General features: G+C 75.4%; 12 protein-coding genes. 3 read left to right on the forward strand and 9 right to left on the reverse strand.

All coding sequences use genetic code 11. From position 1 onward, the window contains the following. The first annotated feature begins 3 nt into the window (after positions 1-3). The 3 genes from ACWCYY_RS20245 (at position 4) to ACWCYY_RS20255 (ending at position 12,689) form a co-directional block, all read left to right on the forward strand. Positions 4-10,380, forward strand: coding sequence for a WXG100-like domain-containing protein (locus ACWCYY_RS20245; RefSeq protein WP_449796837.1), 10,377 nt, complete (start codon positions 4-6; stop codon positions 10,378-10,380). A 153-nt stretch (positions 10,381-10,533) separates the two neighbouring features. Continuing rightward, positions 10,534-11,751, forward strand: coding sequence for a cytochrome P450 family protein (locus tag ACWCYY_RS20250; protein ID WP_449796838.1), 1,218 nt, complete (start codon positions 10,534-10,536; stop codon positions 11,749-11,751). 149 nt (positions 11,752-11,900) lie between these two features. Then, positions 11,901-12,689 (forward strand): L-tyrosine/L-tryptophan isonitrile synthase family protein, encoded by a 789-nt coding sequence (locus ACWCYY_RS20255; protein WP_449796839.1) that lies wholly within the window; start codon positions 11,901-11,903, stop codon positions 12,687-12,689. 68 nt (positions 12,690-12,757) lie between these two features. Here ACWCYY_RS20255 and ACWCYY_RS20260 read toward each other — a convergent pair whose 3' ends face one another. The 9 genes from ACWCYY_RS20260 to ACWCYY_RS20300 all read right to left on the reverse strand — a co-directional run bounded on the left by ACWCYY_RS20260 (position 12,758) and on the right by ACWCYY_RS20300 (position 21,334). Then, positions 12,758-13,546 (reverse strand): ABC transporter ATP-binding protein, encoded by a 789-nt coding sequence (locus tag ACWCYY_RS20260; protein WP_449796840.1) that lies wholly within the window; start codon positions 13,544-13,546, stop codon positions 12,758-12,760. Continuing rightward, positions 13,543-14,607 (reverse strand): FecCD family ABC transporter permease, encoded by a 1,065-nt coding sequence (locus tag ACWCYY_RS20265; protein WP_449796841.1) that lies wholly within the window; start codon positions 14,605-14,607, stop codon positions 13,543-13,545. The genes ACWCYY_RS20260 and ACWCYY_RS20265 overlap by 4 nt, the downstream gene beginning before the upstream one ends. After that, a complete protein-coding gene (locus ACWCYY_RS20270; RefSeq protein ID WP_449796842.1) occupies positions 14,608-15,681 on the reverse strand; it encodes an ABC transporter substrate-binding protein in 1,074 nt (357 codons plus the stop codon). A gap of 53 nt (positions 15,682-15,734) precedes the next feature. Then, the gene (locus ACWCYY_RS20275) at positions 15,735-18,005 is read right to left on the reverse strand and encodes a heavy metal translocating P-type ATPase (RefSeq protein WP_449796882.1); all 2,271 of its coding nucleotides are present in this window, start codon (positions 18,003-18,005) and stop codon (positions 15,735-15,737) included. A gap of 137 nt (positions 18,006-18,142) precedes the next feature. Next, the gene (locus ACWCYY_RS20280; RefSeq protein ID WP_449796843.1) at positions 18,143-18,403 is read right to left on the reverse strand and encodes a hypothetical protein; all 261 of its coding nucleotides are present in this window, start codon (positions 18,401-18,403) and stop codon (positions 18,143-18,145) included. A gap of 105 nt (positions 18,404-18,508) precedes the next feature. After that, a complete protein-coding gene (locus ACWCYY_RS20285; protein WP_345285864.1) occupies positions 18,509-18,739 on the reverse strand; it encodes a heavy-metal-associated domain-containing protein in 231 nt (76 codons plus the stop codon). 133 nt (positions 18,740-18,872) lie between these two features. Then, positions 18,873-19,541, reverse strand: coding sequence for a sigma-70 family RNA polymerase sigma factor (locus tag ACWCYY_RS20290; protein WP_449796844.1), 669 nt, complete (start codon positions 19,539-19,541; stop codon positions 18,873-18,875). 211 nt (positions 19,542-19,752) lie between these two features. Beyond that, complete coding sequence (locus ACWCYY_RS20295; RefSeq protein WP_449796845.1) at positions 19,753-20,547, reverse strand: hypothetical protein; 795 nt, start codon at positions 20,545-20,547, stop codon at positions 19,753-19,755. A gap of 271 nt (positions 20,548-20,818) precedes the next feature. Further along, positions 20,819-21,334 (reverse strand): pyridoxamine 5'-phosphate oxidase family protein, encoded by a 516-nt coding sequence (locus ACWCYY_RS20300; protein ID WP_449796846.1) that lies wholly within the window; start codon positions 21,332-21,334, stop codon positions 20,819-20,821. Positions 21,335-21,449: the final 115 nt, after the last annotated feature.

The raw sequence follows: 21,449 nt of genomic DNA on the forward strand, positions 1-21,449 counted from the left end.
AACATGGCGGTTGAGCTGCCCGAACCCCTTCAGTGGGTCCTTCTCCTGCTGGCCGGCACCCGCTGGCCGGAAGGCGAGGAGGACTTGATGCGCGAGATGGCCGACCGTTGGCGCGAAGCCGGGAAGACCCTGGCGGACGTCGGCACGTCGGTGGACTCGACCATCAAGCGGGCGCTCGACGGCCAACAGGGCAAGGCGGCCGAGGGGCTGTCCACGCACTGGGCCAAGTTCTCGGTGGGCAAGGGCACGGAGGAGGATCCCGGGTTCTTCCCCAGCATGGTCAAGTCCTGCGAGGGCATGGCCGAGATGCTGGACAACATGGCCAACTCGACCGAGTCAGCCAAGATCCAGATCGTCGCCCAACTGGGCATCCTGGCCTTCGAGATCGCGACCGCCGAGGCCTCCGCCCCGTTCACCGCCGGGGCCTCGCTGGCCACCATCCCGGCGGCGGTCGCGGTCAGCCGCGTCGTGGTCCAGCAGATCCTCAAGAAGCTGCTCAAGGAGGCCCTGGAGTTCGCGGCCAAGGAGGCCGCCCAGGAAGTCGCCATCAACCTGCTCGCGCAGACCATCCAGATCGCCGAGGGCAACCGCAAGGGCCTGGACACCAAGGAGCTCGGCCAGAGCGCCATCGGTGGCGCGGTCGGCGGTGCCGCCGGTGGCATGATCGGCAAGGGCATCGGCGCGGGCGCCGGCAAGGCCGGGTTCGGCAACGCCGCGAACAGCGTCGGCGGCAAGATGGCCAGCGGCGCGGTCTCCGGCGTCGGCGGGGACGTCGCGGCCCAGCTCGCCACCACCGGCACGGTGGACGGCGGCAGCCTGCTCGGCTCCGGCCTGAGCGGCGGCTCCAACGTCGGTCTCCAGCACGGGGCTTCGGCACTCAAGGGCAAGTTCGGCGGCGGCGACATCCCGAACGTCCCGACCGGCGGCACCCTGCCCGGCGCCGACGCCCCGCCGACCTTCGGCGGACGGCCCGGCGGCGGTTCCTCCTCGTCCGGTTCGGCCGGCACGCACGGCAGCGCGGACGGGACCGGCTCGACCGGCGGCGCCGAGGCGTACCGCGGCCCGAGTGGCGCCACCACGGACACCGGCGGCACCGCGGGCTCGTCCACCGGCGGCGGCCGCACCCTCTCGCCGTTCGGCTCGGACCGAGGCGGCTCCGGCTCCCACGACACCAACACACCCACCAGCAGCGGTGGTTCGGCCTCGGCCGGCTCCCACTCCGGTGGTGCGGGCGCCGCCTCGCGCGGTGGTGACTCCGCCCCCTCCGGCGGTACGCCCTCCGGTACGTCCAACCACAGCCCCACCCCCGACAGCAGCGGCGCCCCGCGACCGCAGTCCGCCACCGCACACACCGATGCACCGGCCCCGACGCCGACCCCGGCCCGCGCCGACACCCCGGCGGCCACGGCCCACCCGGACCCGACGCCCCGTCAGGCCGAGCCGACCCCCCGGGCTGCCGATTCCGCCCCGCAGCACGCCGCCACGCCCGACCGCACGCCGCAGGGCGACGCCTCGCCGACCCCGCGGCAGGCCGAAGCGCCCGCACCGACGGTCCGTCCCGAGCCCGAGGCCACCTCCGCCCGCCCGGAGCCGACCTTCCGCCCGCCGGTCGACCACACGCCGGTCGCCGAAACCGTCCGCCCGCAGCAGGACACCCCTCCGGCGGCCCGTCCGGAGAACTCCGTCCCGCACCAGGCCCCGCCCGCCGAGCACACCCAGGAGACCCCGGTCAGCCGGCCCCGGCCGACCGAGACCCCGATCGAGACCCCGGCCGCCGTCCGGCCCGAGCCGACCGTCCCGCACCAGCAGGCCGACCCTTCCGACCCGGTCCGTCAGCAGCCCGCTACGCACGAGGCCCCGCCCTCCCGCCCCGAGGCCGAGGCCCGCCCCACCCCCGTCCGGGCCGACTCCGAGCCGAACACCGTGCCGCAGGCCCAGCCGCGCCCGGAATCCGACCCGACGCCGCGTCAGCAGCAGCCCCAGGCCCAGGCCGAACCGCAGCCGCACACCACGGCCCCGGAGCCGACGTCCCGCCCGCAGCAGGACCCCCAGCCCCGGCCGGAGGCCCAGCCGCACGCCGCCGAGACTCCGGACCCGACGCCGCGTCAGCAGCAGCCCCAGCCGGAGGCCCAGCCGCAGCCGCACGCCCAGCCCCGCCCGGAGCCGGTCGCGTCCCCCGCGCCCGTGGCTCCCCCGCGCGGCGACGCCACCCCGGACGGCACCGCTCCGCACACCCCCCTGCCCGAGGGCACCCGCATCGCGGGCGGCCCGATCACCGCCCCGCGCCCGTCGGCGACGCCCACCGCGGACCGTTCGGACACCTTCCTGCCGCCGTCCACCGACCCGGCCGCCCCGCAGCAGCAGCCCCCCGCCCAGGTCCCGCCGGCCTCCCACGTCTCCCCGCCGCCCCCGGCCGCCGGCACGCCTACGCCGACGCCGACGCCCACACCCAACCGTGGCGGCCTCGGCCCGGTGGGCCGACCGTCCGGCCCGGGCCGGGACACCGCACCCCGCACCGACCGTCCGCAGGACCAACGCCCCACCGACGGGCCCCGGTTCACCCCCCGCCCCGCCACCGACACGACGCCGGCTCCCGCCCCCGAGCCGCGCGGCACCAAGCGCGGCCGCGAGGACGACACCCTCCCCCAGGGCCGTCCCGAGGGGCCGAAGCGGCAGCGCACGCCCGCCTACGAGAACACCGCCGGCCCGCTCCGCGACCGCGGCTACGAGCCGGCCACTCGGGAGCAGTACCAGGCCCTCACGGATCACCTGAACCAGCACGGCTCCAGCCCGCACCCGGACCTGACGCCCGAGCTCCTCGACCACGTCAACCCGCACACCGCCACCATGGACGGCGGCGACCTCTTCAGCTGCCTGGAGGCGGTCGAGGCGCTGCGCGACACCCACTACGGCAACCCGCGCCCCTCCGGCCTGCCGCACGCCTCCGTCCCGGAGAACAACTCCGCCTGGACGCTGACCAAGCGTCACGGCACCCCCGTGCCGCTCGGCACCGGGCAGCACGGCGTGGACACGGTGATCGACCAGGTCCGCAAGGCCGGGCCCGGCAGCTTCTCCACCGTCCTGTTCTCCGACGGCCCCGGCACCACCGGCCACGTGGTGGCGCTGGTGCACGGCCCGGACGGCACGCTGCGCTGGGCCGACCCGAGCACCGGCGAGGTCCGCGAGGCCCGGCCGGGCTCCCTGCCCGGCGACTGGGCGGGCGGCGACAAGCACGTCTGGGCCGCCACCTCGGACACCGACGGCGACTCGGTCACCCCGCGCGCCGACCCCTCGGTCTTCGACGGCGACGCGCCGAGCTTCGGCGTGCTCGCCGTCACCATCGACGGCAGCACGCTCAACCAGGCGGACCGCGCCGTGGTGGTCAAGCTCGCCGAGGCCATCGACGCCCAGGTGGAGAAGGCCGCCGCAGTGGCCCTGGCCAACCCTGATTCGGTGCCCAACCTCGACGGCCACACCGAGCGTTGGACCGACAGCTACACCAAGTGGGCGGACCCCGCGACCTCGACCGAGGACCGCCAGCGGATCGAGAAGCTGCTGCCCCGGCAGTTCGGCTACGCGGTCGAGTCGATGGTCACTCAGATGATCAAGGACGACGTCAAGCTGGACGCCGGCTACACCATCGAGACCCAGGTGACGCACGGCTCGACCCGCCCCGACCTGGTGATCATCAAGACCGAGGGTGGCGTCAAGCAGGAGCTCGGCTGGCTGGACATCACCGCCGACAAGTCCAAGGGCCACATCAACGACAAGCAGAGCGGACTCTGGCAGACCCGCCCGTACGTGGCCGAGGTGCTCTACCCGTCTCTGGAAACCGGTCAGTTGGCCCACGGTGGCACGCCCGATCAGCAGGCCTTCGTCCAGGCCCTGGTCGAGAGCCGGAAGGCCGAACAGCAGCAGTTCGCGCAGAAGTTGGACGACTTCGCGGACAAGGTCCCCGACCCCGTCGAGGGTTCCAAGGAGAAGAAGCGCGCCGACATCGAGAAGCAGCTCGGCGACCTCCTCGGCCGTCCCAAGAAGCTGACCCCGACCGAGGCCCGGAACGTGCTCAAGGCTCTGGCCGAGCACTACGAGGACTCCAGCTACAACCCGACCCAGTACGGCTACAAGAGCAGCGACCACACCTCATTCGTGGACGGTCGTCGCCTCCTCGGCGAACACTTCAACCCGCCGCCGACGCCCGATCCCGCCCAGCCCACGGCCGGCCCGTCCGGCACCAGCCGGACCGACGGCACCACCACCGACACCGACGCGCCGGACAACGACCGCTCCGAGAGCCAGGGTTCGGAGGACCGGATGCGGACCACGCCGGACCCGGAGCCCGCACCCGTGAAGGCCGACAGCCAGAAGTCCGACGACAGCATGCGGGACGCCTCCCCGCCGCCCGCCGCCACCTCCCGCGGGCTCGACTCCCCCGCCCTGGAGGGCTCGCGCTCCGCCCCGCCGCGGGACGACTACGCCGTCACCCGCCCCGCCGACGTCGCCGGCCTGACCCGCGACCTGCCCCAACTCCCGCCCCGGGACCGCGAGGCGGCGATCGCCGCACTCCCCGCCTCGGACCGGCGTGGCCTCGCCCAGGACCCGGCCTTCGTCTCGGCGCTGCGCGACTCCCTGCCGCCCGGCGACTTCGCGAGGACCGCCGCGCAGCTGATGGTGGACGTGGACGGCGGCGCCGACCGGCCCGCCTCCGCGCGCGCCGAGGCGACCGCCCAGCTCACCCGGATGCTCCAGGACCCGGACACCGCCGCCAGGCTGCTCACCGAGGGCAGCCGGATCGTCGTGGTTCCCAAGGACACGGCGATGACCGACCTGGCCCCGTTCGCCGACCTCGGCGGCCGGACGGCCGACAGCGAGGCGGGCGGCGGCCGCGGCTGGGACGACGTCCGCGGCGCCGGCGGCAAGTGGGCCGCCGTCACCGAGGAGAACCTGCTCGGCGAGCGCACCTCCGTCGGCCCGGACCAGCACTACGCCGACGGCTACTCCACCACCACCCACGAACTCGCCCACACCATCCACAAGTTCGGCATCACCGACGCGGACCGGCAGCTGATCCGCGACACCTTCGACAGCAAGCTGGACAACGAGGCGATCCCCCGTCTGTTCGGTGAGGACGGCCCCTCCGAGTGGTCCGACGGCGCACGCCGTCACGTCGACGGCAGCGAGGCGGAGAACTACGCCGCCCGCGACGAGTACGAGTACTTCGCCCAGGTCAGCAACGCCTACCTCGGCACCAACCACGGCACCGACCCGTACACCGGCCAGCCGCGCAACAACGGCGCGGACTGGGTGCGGGCCAACGAGCCCGAACTCCTCCCCCTGCTGGAGCGGTTGTACGGCCCGGACCCGTCCGCCGTCCACGACGCCCCCGCGAACCCGGTGCGCGCCACGGACGCCGACAACGACATGTACCAGGGCCTGCGCGAGTTCACCGCCCAGGTCGAGGGCGGCGACCTCCCGCCGCAGACGACCGACGCCGGGCATCACGAGCCGGCCGAACGCGGCGTGCCCGCCGACCAGGACACCGACCTCCCGTCGCCGCCCCCGCGCGCCGCCACTCCCCGCACCGAGGGCGAGCCGCCGCAGCACAGCTGGCCCTCCACCGGCCGCACCCTGGCCGATCCGGCCGACCGGGCGGCCGAGTTGGCCTCGCGCCACGGCGTCGCCGACCCCGACGCCCTCGCCCAGCAGATCCGGGACGTCCGCGCGGGCGACCTGGACGCCGTCCGCGACCTGCTCGGCGCCGAGCACGGCCCGGAGCTGCTCAAGGATCTCGGCCGCGAAGTGCCCGAGCACACCCTCTGGCGGCTCGGCACCCAGGACCCGGGCAGCGCTGACCAGTTGAAGGAGATCATCACCCACCGGCGCGGCGGCGTGCCGCCCACCGATCTGGAGGTCGAGGCCCGCCAGCAGGTGGCGCGGACGCTGGCCGAGCAGTCCCCGGTCACCGTCGTGGTCGCCTCCGGCCCCGGCTCCGGCCACCAGGCGGCGGCGGTCAACATGATCCGGTCGCTCCGCGAACTCGGCTACGACGGGCAGATCGACCTGGTCGCCCCGACCAACGTCCGCTCCCGCCTCGACCGGATGCTCGACGCCGGACTCCTCGGCGGCGGCCAGGTCCACTACGCGCCGGACGAGTTCGACCCGCACGGCGAGAACCAGCCGGCCCCGGTCGGGCAGGGCGGGCTCACCCTGGTCGCGGCCAGCGACGAGATCGGCGCGGACGGGGACAACTCCAAGGCGCTGCTCGACTACACCGGCGCCGACAAGGCCGTGGTGCTGGCGCCGTACGCCTGGGGCATGTCCACCCGTGCGGTCTTCTCCCGCACCGAGGACGGCGGCTTCGGCGTACTGCCGCTGGAGGGCACGGTCGACAAGAAGAACGCGCTGTTCCAGCAGCACGTCCCGGCCCCCGACCCGCACTCCTTCCCCGACAGCCCCGCCCTGCAGTCGATGGCAGGCCGGATCAACTCCGGCTCCCTGGACCTGATGCCGCTCTACGGCCTGGCCCGGCTCACCCCGGACCGCCAGGCGGCAGCCCCCGACAACCTCGCGGCGGGCATCCACCAGGCCGGGCTCGGCAAGCCGGCCGTCCTGCTCCAGGTCGGCAACCACGACGTCCCGTACGCCCCGCGGTACGAGGCCCCCTGGCTCAAGCGCGCCGACCTCGCGACCCTCGACGCCGACGGCATGAACCGACTGCTGGACACCCTCGGCCCGGACGACGTGCTGGTGCTCCGCTCCGGCCCGCTCAGCCAGGACTCCTTCGAGAAGGTCTTCCAGCTCGGCAGCCTGCCAGCCGTCCAGGAGGGCGCCAACACCACCGGCACCAGCCAGCTCACCGGCCGCCCCTACTTCTCCCCTGTCACCGGCACGACCCCCTACCCCGAGGCGGTTTCCTCCACCGCCGCCCAGGACCTCGGCTCCCGGGCCGGCGACCACCTGCCCGGCGACGCCAAGGAGCGGCTCGACGACTCCTGGGACGCCGCCCTGAAGCCCGACGCCTCCAAGGCCGAGGTCGACACGGCCGTCCGCGAACTCCGCGCTGCCGCAGACCTGTTGGCGGACCGCGCGGACGGCCTGACCGACCCGGCCGAGCAGCGCGCCCTGCGCGAGCTGGCCGAGAGCGGCACCAAGAGCGCCGACGCCCTGGAGCGGGCGCACGCGGCGGTCGCCGTCCGCGACCAACTCCAGAAGGTCACCGACGCACTGGCCTCCGGCAACGACTGGACCGCGGCGGTCGAGTTCGCCCCGGCCTACGACAGCCTGCGCAAGGCGGTCTACAACCGGGAGATCGCCGACGGCTGGCTCAACACCCTTCCCGCCGACGACACTTCGGGGCGCCCGTTCGAGCTCAAGAGCGACCAGTTGGAGGCCTTCGCCGAGGGGCTCGGCGACGACCACGAGCGGCTCGCCGAACTGCTCGGGGCCGGCATGACCCCCGATCAGCGGGCTGCGCTCGACCGCGCCCTCTCCCCGGAGGGCCGGGCGGCCGAGGAGCGCCGGATGATGCGGGGGGACGACCTCTCCCAGATCCCGCTCGGCACCGTCCCGGAGGCCAGGCAGCGGCTGGCCGAGGTCTCCGCCGCGATCCGCGAGCGGGAGAACGGCTTCGTCCAGGAGCTCAAGGACGCGGCCGACCTGCAGGCCGAGTCCACCGCCCCTGACCGCGATCAGGCCCAGGTGATCGCCGACGTACTCAACGGCTTCGCCCAGCAGGGCTCGCCGTACCAGCAGTACACCTCCGAGCTCACCGGCCGCGCGAACGACTGGCAGCAGAACCAGCTGCTGGTGGCCCTGGTCCACCTGAACGACCAGCCCACCGAGACCCTCCGCAGCTCCCCGCCCCCGTCGGTCGAACCCGAGACCGCCCCCGTCGTGGAGCCCACCCCGGTGCCGACCCCCCGCCAGGAGTCGACCCCGTCCACCCCCGAACCGCCGCGCGCCGCCACTCCGCAACCCCCGAGCCCGGAGCGGCCGTTCCAACTGCACCCGTCCGCCGAGGGTCCCAGCATCTTCGATGAGGACTTCACCCTCAACGACGACAGCGACGCCGAGGCCGGTCCGAGCATCTTCGACGACGACTTCACCCTCAACGACGACAGCGACAGCGAGACCGAGGCCGCAACCGCGACCCAGGGCCACCAGACCTCCCCTCCGCCGCCCGCCGCCCCGTTCCAGCTCGGCCCGGTCCGCGCCCCGGCGTCCGAGGCCGTGTCCGAGGCCGACGGCCCGTCCTCCGGCTTCGGTTCGACGAACCGTCCGCCGGTGGCCGGCCACGTCTCGCCTCCGCCGCCCGCCTCCGACCGCCGTTCCGTGCCGCCCGCCCAGGACCGTGGCGAGCCCCCGGCCAAGCGGCGTCGCACGCCCGCGTACGAGAACACCGACGCCGTCCTGCACGACCGCGGCTACCGCCCGGCCGACTCCGAACAGCACGCCGCGCTGCGCGAGTTCACCGACGGCCGGCGCTTCCCGCAGCCGACCCCCGAACTCCTCGGCCTGATCACCCCGCACGGGCAGCCCGTCTCCCCCGGGCCGGACTTCCGGCTCGGCGACGACCTCCAGAGCTGCCTCGAAGCCGTCGAGGCGTACCGCGACACCCACTACGGACGCCCCCGCCCGTCCGGACAGACCCACACCGGCGCGGTGGAGCAGCACGCCGCCCAGGTGCTCAACCGCCGCCACGACCTGCCGCACCTGTTCGGCGAGGGGCAACCCGCCGTGGACTCCCTGATCGACCACGTCGGCCGGGGCGGTCCGGGCTCCTTCGCCACCGTGCTGGTCGGCCGCGAGGGCGAGGTCGGCCACACCGTGGCGCTCGTCAACGGCGCGGACGGGACGCTCCGTTGGGTGGACCCGAGCACACGGCAGTCCTGGGAGGCCACCCCCGGCTCGCTCCCGGACCCGCGCACCGCCGGCTGGAAGGTCTGGGCCTCGGCCGCCGGACCGGACGAGTCCACCCTGCCCGGTCTCACCCCCGACCGGAACTTCCGGGCCGACTTCGGCGCACCGTTCCTGAGCTCGCTCTTCGGCAACTCCACCTCGGACACGACCCCCCAGACCGCGCCCCCGGTGGCCGCGCCGCAGCCACTCACCCTTCCCGACCCGGTCGAGGCGAACCGTCAACTCACGGACTCCCCGGCCGACTTCCTCCGGGACCACATCCTGTCCTACGACGGTGCACTCGGGATGGAGCTCAGGCGACCGGGACTCGACCAGCAGGAGGCGCGCCAGTTCATGGCCTGGGCCAACACCCAGCCCGACAACTGGTTCACCCTGGTCCCGGACCCGCGCCGCAACAACGCGCTGATCCTCACCCCGGCCGTCGAGAAGTACGTCGAGGCCCACCCGGACGACCCGTTCGTCTCCCGCTTCGCCGAGCGCTTCGCCAACCCGCCGGCCGACCAGCGGTACCTGACCGCCTCGTACATCCCCTACCTGGCCGGCGCCCCCGGCGGACAGCTCCACACCGTGGGCTCGACCCCCGTGCCCCTCGACCCCGATCCCACCGTCCCCGGCTCGGAGTTCGTCTTCACCGCCGTGATGAACGGCTGCGCCCTCGCCGTCACCCCGGGGGCCACCCCGGACGTCTTCACGGCCTGGCACTACCAGTCCAGCACCACCAACAACTCCAGCGCGCTGGACTTCCGCCGCACCCAGCAGCCCACCGACTGGTTCGGCTCGGAGGAGTACGAGAGCGGCACCCAGTCCGCCTTCTACGAGGTCACCAACTTCCTCTGGAAGAGCCCCACCGACGGCTGGCAGGTCGTCAGCCAGGAGACCAGCGTCGACCCGACGAACGAGGCCGCCTCCACCGTCACCGCCGTCCGTCAGCGCCCCCTCGACCTCACCCCACCGACCCCCTCCCAGGAGGCGGTGCACCTGGCCCGGATCTACACCGGCATGGCCGAGGCCGAACTCAAGCGCTTCGACACCGACGTGGCCGGCATCCTCAACCAGAACTGGGGCCCCAAGCGGGCTGAGGTCGCCCAGGAGCTCCAACGCCTGCGCAGCACCCTGCTCGTGGACCTCATCAGCCTCCGCGAGCAGGGCCACCTGGACCCCCGCGTCCCGTTCTCCGGCACCAACCCGGCGGCCGTCCCGCTCGGCACCCCGGCCCCCGGCGCGCTCACCTTCGCCACCCTCAACCAGGTCGCGCAGGCCGTCCCCGCCGCCCGCCAGACCGCCGGCACCCTCGCGGCGGAACGCCTCAACGCCCTCAACGCCGCCACCCCCGCCAAGGACCGCGACTGGCGCCAGGGCAAGCTCGACCAGCTCCTCACCACCTTCCTCCCCACGCCCCACACCCCCACCCCCTGGCACCAGCACCTCATCACCGAGACCACGGACCACCCCCGCGCCTGACCCACCGAACACACGTGCCAGGCCCGGGAACTCCGGGCGGCCGGCGGCCGACTGCTCTGGCGGGCGGCCCGCCGGTCGTCCGTCGTCGGTGGGAAGGGCCTGTGCGCCGTGTCGGGTGGAGAACGTCCAGCGGGGTCGTCGTCGGGGTGTCCGGTGCAGCGGGTGCCGCTGTACGGGGAGAGGTTCAAGCGGGATCCGTACCCGCTGTACCGGGAGCTGCGCGCGGCCGGCCCGGTGCATCCGGTGCGGTTCCCGTCGGGGGTGGCGGCCTGGCTGGTGACGGGGTACCGGGCCGCAGTGGAGACGCTCGGGGACGGGCGGTTGGGGAAGAACCACCGCCTGGGGAACGAGGGTTGGCGGAAGCTCGCGTCGATCATGCCGGAGCCGCAGCACTCCCGCCTCCAGGTGCACCTGCTCCACCAGGACCCGCCCCGGCACACCGCGATGCGCGGGCTGCTGGGGGAGGCCTTCGCGCCCCGCAGGGTTGAGGCCCTGCGGCCGAGGTTCCAGCGGATCGCGGACGGGCTGGTGGACGCGCTGCCGGAGCACGGCGGGGCGGACCTGGTGGCCGGGTTCGCGGCGCTGTTCCCGTTCCGGGTGCTGGCCGAAGTGATCGGGCTGCCGAGCGAGTTGGCGGAGCGCTTCGACCGGGACTGGGGGAAGGTGGTGCAGCCGGTCGGCCCGCAGGACCCGCGCCGGCCGGCCTACGAGCGCCGCCTGCGCGAGCTGGAGGGGTACATCGCCGAGGTGGTGGAGCGCTGCCGACGGCAGGAGGAGAGCGGGCTGCTGACGCGACTGGTGGCGGCATGCGACGCGGGCGAACTGACCCCGGCCGAGCTGGACTCGATGGTGTTCCAGCTCCTGGTGGCCGGCCAGGAGCCCGTCACCAACCAGATCAGCACGGCACTGGTGGCCCTGCTCCGCCACCCCCGCCAACTGGCCCGGTTGCGGGCCGAGCCGGACCTGCTGCCCCGGGCGGTGGAGGAACTGCTGCGCTACGACAGTGCGTTCGAGCTGACCACCTGGCGCTTCCTGGCCGTCGACGACGAGCTGCACGGCACCCGCGTCCCCGCCGGGGACTCGGTGATCGTCTCGCTCGCCGCCGCCAACCGCGACCCGGAGCGCTTCCCCGACCCCGACCGGCTCGACCTGGACCGGACGCCCAACCCGCACCTGGCCTTCGGCCACGGCATCCACTTCTGCCCCGGAGCCGCCCTCGCCCGGGCCGAACTCCAGATCGCCCTCGGCACCTTGGCCGGCCGCCTCCAGGGGCTGCGGCCGGCCGGCGAGCTCGACGCGCTCGCCTGGACACCCGCCGTACTGGCCCGGGGCGTGGACCGCCTGCCCGTGGCGTACGACCGTCGCTCCTGATCCAGCACCACCGCACCTACCGGAGAACCCTCTTGTCACGCGCCGCCGACGTTCTTGCCCTGCTGCTCCCCCACTGCCGGTCCACTCAGCGGGGGCGCCCGCTCACCACGGAGGACTTCCCGGAGCAGATAAGCCAGTTGGAGGGATTCGTGGCCGCCGGGGAGGAGATCACCTTCACCCTCCCCGGCTTCCCCTGCAAGTCACCCAGCCCCGAGAAGGTGCTCGGCCACCTGCCGGACGAGGGCGAGCGCCGCGCACTGGCCTTCCTGCACGGGCTCTGCGAGCGCGTCTCGACGGTGCACCCGCCCGGCGCCCGGCTGGTGGTCTGCTCCGACGGACACGTCTTCGGCGACCTGATCGGCGTGCCGGACGCCCATGTGGACTCCTACGCGGACGAGTTGGCCGCGATGATCCGTCAGGACGGCCTGCACCGTCTCACCCTCTTCGACCTGCGGGACGTGTACGGCGAGCGCACCCACGACCAGAAACGGGCCCTGGTGCACGAGCGCCACGCCCCGACCGTCGCCCGCCTCCGCGACGAACTCCGCGAGGACGAGCAGGCCTTGGCCCTCTACCGGGGGATCACCCGCTTCCTGGTGGAGGACGCGGCCGGCCGCTTCACCGGCACCCGCTCCGCCCTGCAGCGCGAGTGCCGCCGCCGCGCCTACGGGGTGATCCAGCGCAGCCGGGCCTGGGGCGAGCTGATAGCCGAGCAGCACCCCCGGGCCGTCCGGCTGTCGATCCATCCGCAGCCGCCCGGCTCGGCCAAGTTCGGCATCCACCTGCTGACGGCCGCGGACGGCTGGGCCACCCCCTGGCACGCCACGCCGCTGTACCGCGCCGACGGGCGCTGGGAGTTGGTGCGCCGGGCGGAGGCGGAGCGGTGCGGCCGGCTGGTCCTGCGGGACGGCCGCCCCAGCCACTACAGCGCCGCGTAGCCGGGGAACACCGGGGGCCCGATACCTGACGCCAGCAGGTACCGGGCCCTCGGTGCGTCCCGTCCCCGTCAGGGGCGGGCGGGCACCGCCGGTCGGCGGTGGTCGAAGGCGATCAGGGGATCGCCGGTGAGGGGGTGTTCGGTGACGGCGGCCCGGACGCCGAAGACCTCGGCCAGCAGGGCCGGGGTGAGCACCGAGCGCGGCGGCCCGGAGGCCACCACCGCCCCGTCCGCGAGGACGTGGAGGTGGTCGCAGACCGAGGCGGCGGCGTTGAGGTCGTGCAGGGCGACCAGGGAGGTGGTGCGCTGGGCGCGCAGCAGGGCGAGGAGTTCGACCTGGTGGCGGATGTCCAGGTGGTTGGTCGGCTCGTCGAGCACCAGGACCTCCGGCTGCTGGGCCAGGGCCCGGGCCAGCAGCACCCGTTGGCGCTCGCCGCCGGAGAGCTCCGCGAACCGCCGCCCGGCCTTCTCGGCCATGCCGACCTGCTCCAGCGAACGCGCGACCACCGCCCGGTCCTCGGCGCTGTTGGCGGCGAAGGCCCGCTGGTACGGGATGCGGCCGGTCGCGACGATCTGCCGCACCGACAGCTCGAAGCCCTCGCCGCGCTCCTGGGGCAGCGCGGCCAGATGACGGGCGGACTCCGAGCGGCTGACGGCGGCCAGGTCGCGGCCGTCCAGCAGGACCCGTCCGGCCCTCGGGGCGAGGTGGCGGTAGACGACCCGCAGCAGCGTCGACTTGCCGCTGCCGTTGGGGCCGACCAGCCCGGTGACCCGGCCCGACTCGGCGATCAGGTGGACGCCGGCCAGGACGGAGCGGCCGGCCAGGGTGAGGTGCAGGTCCTCGACGGCGAGTCTCATCGGGCGGCCTCCGCCTGTCGGTCCAGCAGGTAGAGCAGTACGGGTGCGCCGAGCAGCGCCGTCACCACGCCGATCGGCAGCTCCTGCGCGTCCAGTGCGGTCCGCGCCAGGGTGTCCACGGCGGTCAGCAGGACGGCCCCGGTGAGGGCGGAGAGCGGCAGCAGGCGGCGGTGCTCACCGCCGACCAGCAGCCGGCAGAGGTGCGGCACCAGCAGCCCGACGAAGCCGATCGCCCCGGCGCTCGCCACCAGCACTCCGGTCAGCAGGCTGGCCGTGACGAAGAGTTCGCGGCGCACCCGGTCGGCGTCCACGCCCAGCCCGGCGGCGGTCTCGTCGCCGAGGGTGAGCGCGTTGAGGGCGCGGGCCCGGCCCTGGAGCACGACCGCACCCAGGGCCACCGCCACCACCGGCAGCGGGAGTTGCCCCCAGCTCGCACCGCTCAGGCTGCCCATCAGCCAGAACAGCACGCCCCGGGTCTGCTGCTCGTCGCCCGCCTGGAGCACCAGGTAGCTGCAGAGCCCGGCGAGGAACTGGCCGACGGCGATGCCGCAGAGCACCAGCCGCAGCGGGGCGAAGCCGCCGCCGCGGCGCGCCGCCAGCCAGACCAGCAGGAAGGCCCCGAGCGCACCCGCGAAGGCGGCGGCGGAGACGCCGTAGGTGCCGAGCGCCCCTCCCGCCCCGAGGCCCAGGACGATGGCGCCGACCGCGCCGAGCGAGGCCCCGGAGGAGATCCCCAGCAGGTAGGGGTCGGCCAGCGGGTTGCGGACCAGCGCCTGGACGGCGGCGCCGACCAACCCGAGTCCCGCCCCGACCGTCGCCGCCAACAGGGCGCGCGGGAACCGCAGTTGCCAGACGATCAGGTCGCGGGAGCCGGGGACCGGCGCCCGGCCGGTGAGCCGCCGCGCGGTCACCGACCAGACCTCGCCGGGCGGGACGTCCACGCTGCCGAGCCCGACGGCCAGGGTGAGCACCACCGCCAGGGCGAGGACCAGCGCCGCGGCCACTGCGGAGGGGCGCGGGCGGAACCCCTCCCGGGTGGCGGCCGGGGCCGAAGTCACCATCTACGGACCGACCTTGACCAGGTCGGGGTGGAGCGTGCGGGCGATCCGCTGGACGGTGTCGGCGTTGCGGACACCGGCGATGGTGGTGACCTCGGAACCGATCCGCAGGAAGCGGCCCTCGCGGACGGCGGCGAGGCCCTGGGTGGCGGGGAAGGTGCGCAGGAACTGCTCGGCCTCCTCGTAGGCGCGGCGGTTCTCCTCCTCACCGCCCTTGTTGCGGATGCCCAGTTGGATCCAGTCGGGGTTGCGCGCGACCACCTCCTCCCAGCCGACCGGGCGGAACGAGGCGTCGCAGTCGGCGAAGACGTTGCGGGCACCGGCCAGGGTGATCACCGCGTTGGCCACCTGGCGGTTGCAGACCGCCATCGGCTGCTTGGTCCCGGCGTCGACGTCGAAGAAGAAGTAGGAGGGGCGCCGGTCGGCCGGCAGGGCGGCGAGCGCGGCGGTGACCTGGCCGGTCTTCTCGGCCATGGCGGCGGTCAGCCGACGGGCCCGGTCGGCGGTGCCGGTGACGGCACCGAGGCGCTCCACGTCGCGCTGGACCTCGGCCAGGTCGGTCCGAGGCGCCTTGCCCTGGGCCGCACAGGCGGTGGAGAGCAGGAACACGTGCTTGATGCCGGCGGCGGCGAACTCCTGCTCGCTCGGCGCCGCGCCCGTCCCGCCGCCCATCGCCATCGGCCCGAAGGTGTCCACGTACAGGTCGGCGCCCGAGCCGAGCAGCTTCTCCTTGGCGATGCCCTGCTGCCCGAGGACCGGTACCCGCGCCCCCCGCTCGGCCAGCGCACCGGGCAGGTAGCCCTGGCCGGGCGGGTAGCCGGTGCCCACCACCCGCTCCCCCGCGCCGAGTTCGAGCAGCATCTCCAGGGCGGCGGCGTTGCTGGTGACGATCCGGCCGGGCGGGCCGTCGATGACCGTCTCGCGGCCCGCGCAGTCCGCGACCGGGACCGGGAAGCCCGCCGTGGCGGCCGGGGTCCCCGTGGACGGCGCCGGGGAGGGGGCGCCGCCTCCGGACGAGCACCCGGATATGAGCAGGGCCGCGGCGGCGGCCACGCCGGGCAGGACACGGGTACGCATGGATGGTTCTCCTGACGCGGGGTCACGGACCGGGCCGGTCTGCACGGTCCGGATCAGTGGTCGGCCCGCGCCCGCCCCGAGTTCCCGGACCGCGCGCCGTCGCCCCGGCCTGACCGCCCGCCACCGCCACCGCCCCGGCCGGGCCTCCAGGTGCGCAGGCGCAGGCTGTTGGCGACCACCAGCACCGAGCTGGCCGACATCGCGAGGGCGGCGAGCATCGGGTTGAGCAGGCCCAGGGCGGCGAGCGGCAGCAGCACCGCGTTGTAGCCGAAGGCCCAGAGGAGGTTGGCCCGGATCGCGCTGCGGGTCCGCCGGGCCAGCCGGACGGCGGTCACCAGGGTCTCCACGTCGCCCCGCACCAGGGTCAGCCCGGCCGCTCCGATCGCCGCGTCCGTGCCGGAGGCCAGCGCGATGCCGAGGTCGGCGGTGGCGAGCGCGGCCGCGTCGTTGACGCCGTCGCCGACCATCGCCACCGTCCTCCCGGCGGAGCGGAGTCGCCCGATCACCTCGGCCTTCCCGGCCGGGGTGGCGGCGGCGTGCACCGTGCGGATGCCCAGCTCCTCGGCAACCGCGCGGGCCGGTCCCGGCCGGTCGCCGGTCAGCAGGACCACGTCCAGCCCCAGCCCGCGCAGCCGGTGCACCGCCCGCCAACTGCCCGCCCGCAGCGCGTCGCCGACCGCGAGCACCGCCGCCGGGCGGCCGTCCAGCTCGACCAGCACGGAGGTGCGGCCCTCGGCGTCGGCCGCGGCCAGGGCGGCCGCCAGGGCGGGGTCCTCGACCTCCCGGTCCGGCCTGCCCATCCGGACCTCGCGCCCCTCCACCGTGCCCCGTACGCCGAGCCCGGCGGTGGCCAGAAAGCCCTCCACCGGCGGGAGTTCGCCACCGCCCCGCCGGGTCGCCTCCGCGACGGCGCGGGCCACCGGGTGTTCGGACCCGCGCCCGAGCGCCCCCGCCAGCCGCAGCACCCGCTCCGGGTCCACGCCCGGCGCCACCGCCACGCCGCCCAGGGTCATCCGGCCGGTGGTCAGGGTGCCGGTCTTGTCCAGCACCACGGTGTCCACCCGGCGCAGGCTCTCCAGCGCCTCGGGTCCGCGCACCAGGACGCCCAGTTCGGCCCCGCGCCCGGTGGCGGCCAGCAGTGCCGTCGGGACGGCCAGGCCGAGGGCGCACGGGCAGGCCACCACCAGCACCGAGACGGCGGCGGTGACCGCCGCCTGCGGCTCGGCCCCGGCGCCGAGCCAGAAGCCGAGCACGGCGACGGCGAGGGCCAGCACCGCGGGCACGAACACCTCGGCCACCGCGTCCGCCAGACGCTGGGCCTTCGCCTTGCCGGTCTGCGCCTCGGCCACCAGGGCGGCGATCCGGGCCAGTTGGGTGTCCGCCCCGACGGCGGTGGCCCGCACCACCAGAAGCCCGCCGACGTTCAGCGCCGCCCCGGGCGCCTGGTCGCCGGGGCCCACCTCGACCGGAACGCTCTCGCCCGTCAGGACGCTCAGGTCGAGCGCGGATCCGCCCTCGACCACCACCCCGTCGGTGGCCACCCTTTCGCCCGGACGGACCGTGAACTCCTGCCCCGGGAGCAGCAGTTCGGCCGCCACGGTACGCTCGCCGCCGTCCGGTCCGCGCAGGCTGACCTCCCGGGCGCCCAGCGCCGCCAGGGCCCGCAGCGCGGCACCTCCGCGCCGCCGGGCACTCCCCTCCAGCAGCCGTCCGGCCAGCACGAACAGCGGGACGCCGACGGCGGCTTCGAGGTAGACGTGGGCGGCGCCGCCGCCGGCCCCGGCGGTCAGCGAGAACGGCATCCGCATCGCGGGATCGCCCGCCCCGCCCCACCCGAGCGCGTACACGGACCAGCCGAAGGAGGCGGTCACGCCCAGGCTCACCAGGGTGTCCATGGTGGCGGTGGCGTGCCGCAGCCCCTGCCAGGCCCTCCGGTGGAACCCGGCCGAGCCCCAGGTGACCACCGGCAGCGCGAGCGCGAAGCAGAGCCACTGCCAGGCCGGGAACTGCCACGAGGGCACCATCGACAGCAGCAGGACGGGCACCGCCAGGGCCGCCGTGACGGTCAGTCGGATCCGTTCGGCCCGGACCTCGGGCGAGGCGGCCGAGGGCTCCTCGGCCTCGGCACGACGGCGCTCGCCGGCCGGGTCCACCAGGGAGGCGGTGTACCCGCCGGCCTCCACCGCCGCGACCAGCTCGGCCGGGGGCAGGCCTTCGGGGTGGAGGACGCGGGCCCGGCCGGTGGCGAGGTTGACGGCGGCGGTCACGCCCGGCAGCCGGGCCAGGCGCTTCTCCACCCGGCCGACACAGGCCCCGCAGGTCATCCCGCCCACGAGCAGGTCGGTCACCGTCTCGGGCCCGGTGGCCGGGGCCGACGGAGCGTCGGACGAAAGGCCGACCGGAGCAGCGGCGGCCCGGGCTGACGGAGCACCGGACGAGAGGCCGCTCGGGGGAACGGCGCTCACCTGCCCGCCCCCGCCCTGCTGCCGGGCATGCCCGCGGTGTGGTCCATTCCGTCCATGCCGGGCATCCCGTCCATCCCGCCGTCCGTCGGCCCCGGGCCGCCGCCGGCGGGGCGCGGCCCCGGGGTGAGCGGGCCCGCCGCGTGGCCGGCGGCGAGGGCCCCGGTGAAGACCAGGGCGAGGAGCAGGGCGAAGCCCAGGAGGGCGGAGCGTGGCCGGAGACCCGGCCCGAGCGCTGTGGGGTTGGCGTTGACGTTCACACCGGAGCAGTCGGGGCCGGGCCCGGCCGAGTTCCCGCCCCGCCGGGCCCGTTCATCGGGACGGCGGACCGGACGGGCGGGCCGGACGGGCGGGGCGACGAGGCGTCAGACCCGGCCGCTGTACTCGAAGCCCGCCGTCTCGACGGCCGCCCGGACGGCCGCCTCGTCGAGTTCGGCCGCCGAGGCGACGGTGACCCGCTCGGCCTTGGCCTCCGCGGTGACGTCGCTGACGCCGGGGAGGGCGGCGAGCGCGGCGCTGACGGTCCGTTCGCAGTGGCCGCAGCTCATGCCCCCGACGGCGAGGACGGTGGTGACGGCGGCAGCGGTGGTGGACATGGCGGTGGCCTCCAGAGGATTCGGGACCCGGTCGGTGGACCGGTCCGGTGGTCGTCAACGACAACGCACGCACGGGGGCGGGGGCACCGGGACACGCCGCCCGGTGCCCCCATCGTGTGGTTCCGGGAACCGCTCAGGCCGCGCAGCCGACGAGGTCCGCGCGGGCCGCCTCCGCGAGCTGGCGGACCAGCGCGGCGCGGGCCCGGTTCACCCGGGATCGGACGGTGCCGATCGGACAGCCGGTCAGCCGGGCCGCCTCCTCGTACGGGAGCCCGCGCACGGCGGTGAGCACGAAGGCCTCCCGCCGCTCGGCGGGGAGCGCGGCCAGCAGTTCGGAGAGCGCCACGCCCTCCTCGAAGCCGGGCAGGTCGCAGTACTGGGCCCGCTCGACGGCGCCCTGCCAGTCGTCGGTGTCCAGCAGCCGGGGGCGGGCGGCGGCGAACCGGAAACGGTCGACCACCGCCCGGCGGGCGATCGAGAGCAGCCAGGTCCGCGCCGAGGAGCGGCCCTCGAAGCGGGGCAGGCTGCGCAGTGCCCGGAGGAAGGTCTCCTGGGTGAGGTCGTCGGCGGCCTGGGGTTCGCCGCTCAGGTGGGCGACGTACCGCCAGACGTCCATCCGGGTGGCCCGGACGAACCGTTCGACGGCGGCCGGATCGCCCTCCCGGGCGGCCAGCGCCCAACCGGTGACGGTGGCGTCGTCGGGGCCGGTGCGGCGGGCGGCCGCGCGCGGGGCGGTCGGTGACGGGACGGTGGGCGACGGGGCGGTGGGCGACGGGGCGGAGGTGGGCAGGACAGGGTTCAACGCCGTGGGTCTTTCTCGGAGTCGGAAGCGGCACGGACGGCCGCAGGACCGGCCCGGGGGCACACGGGTGCACGGATGCGCGGATGCGCGGATGCGCACGTCCACGGATGCGGAGGCGCACCGACGGGCGCGGCGCACGGGCACGCGGCAGCGGCGCCACGGCCCGTACGGGCGCGGCGTCGGCCGGGTGCGGCCCCGGGGTGACGGGCCGTCAGAGGACGGCGGTCCCGGGCGGCGGGCCCCGAGAGGTGATCGCGTGGACGAGCAGCAGCAGCCGCAGGCGCGGTGCCGGGTCCGGGCGGCGGCGCGGACGGGGCGGGGTCGCCGGGGCGAAGGCCCGGAGCAGGAGCAGCACGGGCGCGAACAGCCAGGCCGCGACGGTCCGGCCGAGGCGGAACACCGCGCGTTCCCCCGCCGCCAGCCAGAGGCCGAGCAGCAGGGCGGCCACCAGGTGGGCGGCGAGCATGCCGAAGCCCCCGCCGGTCATCTGGTGGGCGGCCGGGGCGGCCGCGGCGTGCAGGTGGCCACCCGCGAGGTGACCGGCGGCGTGGGCGTGGGTGCCCGCCGTCGCGGCCGGGACCACCAGGGCGGCGAGTCCGTCGACCGGCGGGCCGAGCGCGTCCAGGTCCAGCCCGGCGTCCTCGACCAGCCGGACGGCCTCGCCGGGCGAGAGCGGGTGGCCGTTGCAGAGCAGCAGCCGCGCCCACTGCACGGCCGTCCCGTCGGCCCCGGCGGCCACCGCCCCCCGGTCGGTGGCCTGGCCGAGCGAGAAGAGCAGGTGCAGCGCGGCCTGCACGCCGACCGTGAGCCCGGTGACCAGCAGCGGCCCGCGTTCCCGACGGGCCGTCAGCCAGCCGAGCACCCCGACCGCCCCGAAGGCGGCGGCGAGCACCCACCCGGGGACGGTGTCCCCGGACATCAGCACGTGGCCGGCCGCGCCGAGCAGCACGCAGGTGGCGGCGAACACCGCAGCCCGCCCCGCTCGTACGACTCGTCCCGACTCCATGGCCGACTCATCGTCGCACCCTTCACCCCCGTCCGGAGCCCTCGCCCCGGGGGTACCGACGCTCCGTCAGCCCGTTCGGAGCACGTGACGGGCGTCACCCCGGCCGTTCGGGAACCGGCGGCCCCCGGCGTCCGACTCCTGAGTGGGCATCAGCTGTGCGTCCGCCCGGCACGGGCCGCCCGACCTGCGGGAACGCCCCTCGGTCGACAGGCCGGCGGACCGCCCCCGACCCCGGTGTGAGAAGCGCCACGGGACGGCGCCCGAGAGGTGGTCAGACCAGCCACTCGCCGTCGCGCATCAGTTCGCGACCCGAGAGCTCGTCCGCCTCCCGCCAGGCCTGGATGCGGCGCGGGGTGATCCGGAACCAGCGGTACCGGGTGGCCGAGGCGGCCGGGTCGAACCCGGTGCGGGCGGCGAAGCGTTCCCGCTCCGGCGTCGGCAGGGCGTCCATCTCCAGGTGCTCGACCGCACCCTCGATCATCGTGACGTCCCTGGTCGGGCCGAGCGCCAGCCGGGTGGTTCCGGAGGCGGCGAGGTTCCGCCCGGTCGGGCTCCCGGCCGGGGTGGCCACCAGCAGGGCCGTGCCGTCCCAGTCGAAGGAGAGCGGCACCAGGTACGGGACGCCGTCCGGGGAGGCGCTGGCCAGCCAGAGGTCCACGTCGGCGGTCAGCCGGCGCTCGGTGTCGCTGCGGCGCTGCGCACCCGTGCGGGGACCCGTCGGGGCAGCAGCATCAGCAGCATCAGCGGTCACAGTGGTATCGGTGGTATCGGTGGTATCAGTGGTCATGGTCACAGCCTCCCGCCGGAGGCCCGTCCGCGCCGCCGAATTCCAGATTCCACCACGCCACCTGACCCTCCGTCGGCTTCAGCCGCCCGAGGCAACCGCCGGCCCCGCCCCCGGC

Source organism: Kitasatospora sp. NPDC001664 (assembly GCF_053596675.1).

Excerpts from the sequence above, each read along its gene's own strand:
- ACWCYY_RS20265 (WP_449796841.1), bottom strand. The coding sequence starts at position 14,607 with ATGGTGACTTCGGCCCCGGCCGCCACCCGGGAGGGGTTCCGCCCGCGC.
- ACWCYY_RS20275 (WP_449796882.1), bottom strand. The coding sequence starts at position 18,005 with ATGACCTGCGGGGCCTGTGTCGGCCGGGTGGAGAAGCGCCTGGCCCGG.
- ACWCYY_RS20245 (WP_449796837.1), top strand. The coding sequence starts at position 4 with ATGGCGGTTGAGCTGCCCGAACCCCTTCAGTGGGTCCTTCTCCTGCTG.
- ACWCYY_RS20300 (WP_449796846.1), bottom strand. The coding sequence starts at position 21,334 with ATGACCACTGATACCACCGATACCACCGATACCACTGTGACCGCTGAT.
- ACWCYY_RS20295 (WP_449796845.1), bottom strand. The coding sequence starts at position 20,547 with ATGGAGTCGGGACGAGTCGTACGAGCGGGGCGGGCTGCGGTGTTCGCC.
- ACWCYY_RS20260 (WP_449796840.1), bottom strand. The coding sequence starts at position 13,546 with ATGAGACTCGCCGTCGAGGACCTGCACCTCACCCTGGCCGGCCGCTCC.
- ACWCYY_RS20270 (WP_449796842.1), bottom strand. The coding sequence starts at position 15,681 with ATGCGTACCCGTGTCCTGCCCGGCGTGGCCGCCGCCGCGGCCCTGCTC.
- ACWCYY_RS20285 (WP_345285864.1), bottom strand. The coding sequence starts at position 18,739 with ATGTCCACCACCGCTGCCGCCGTCACCACCGTCCTCGCCGTCGGGGGC.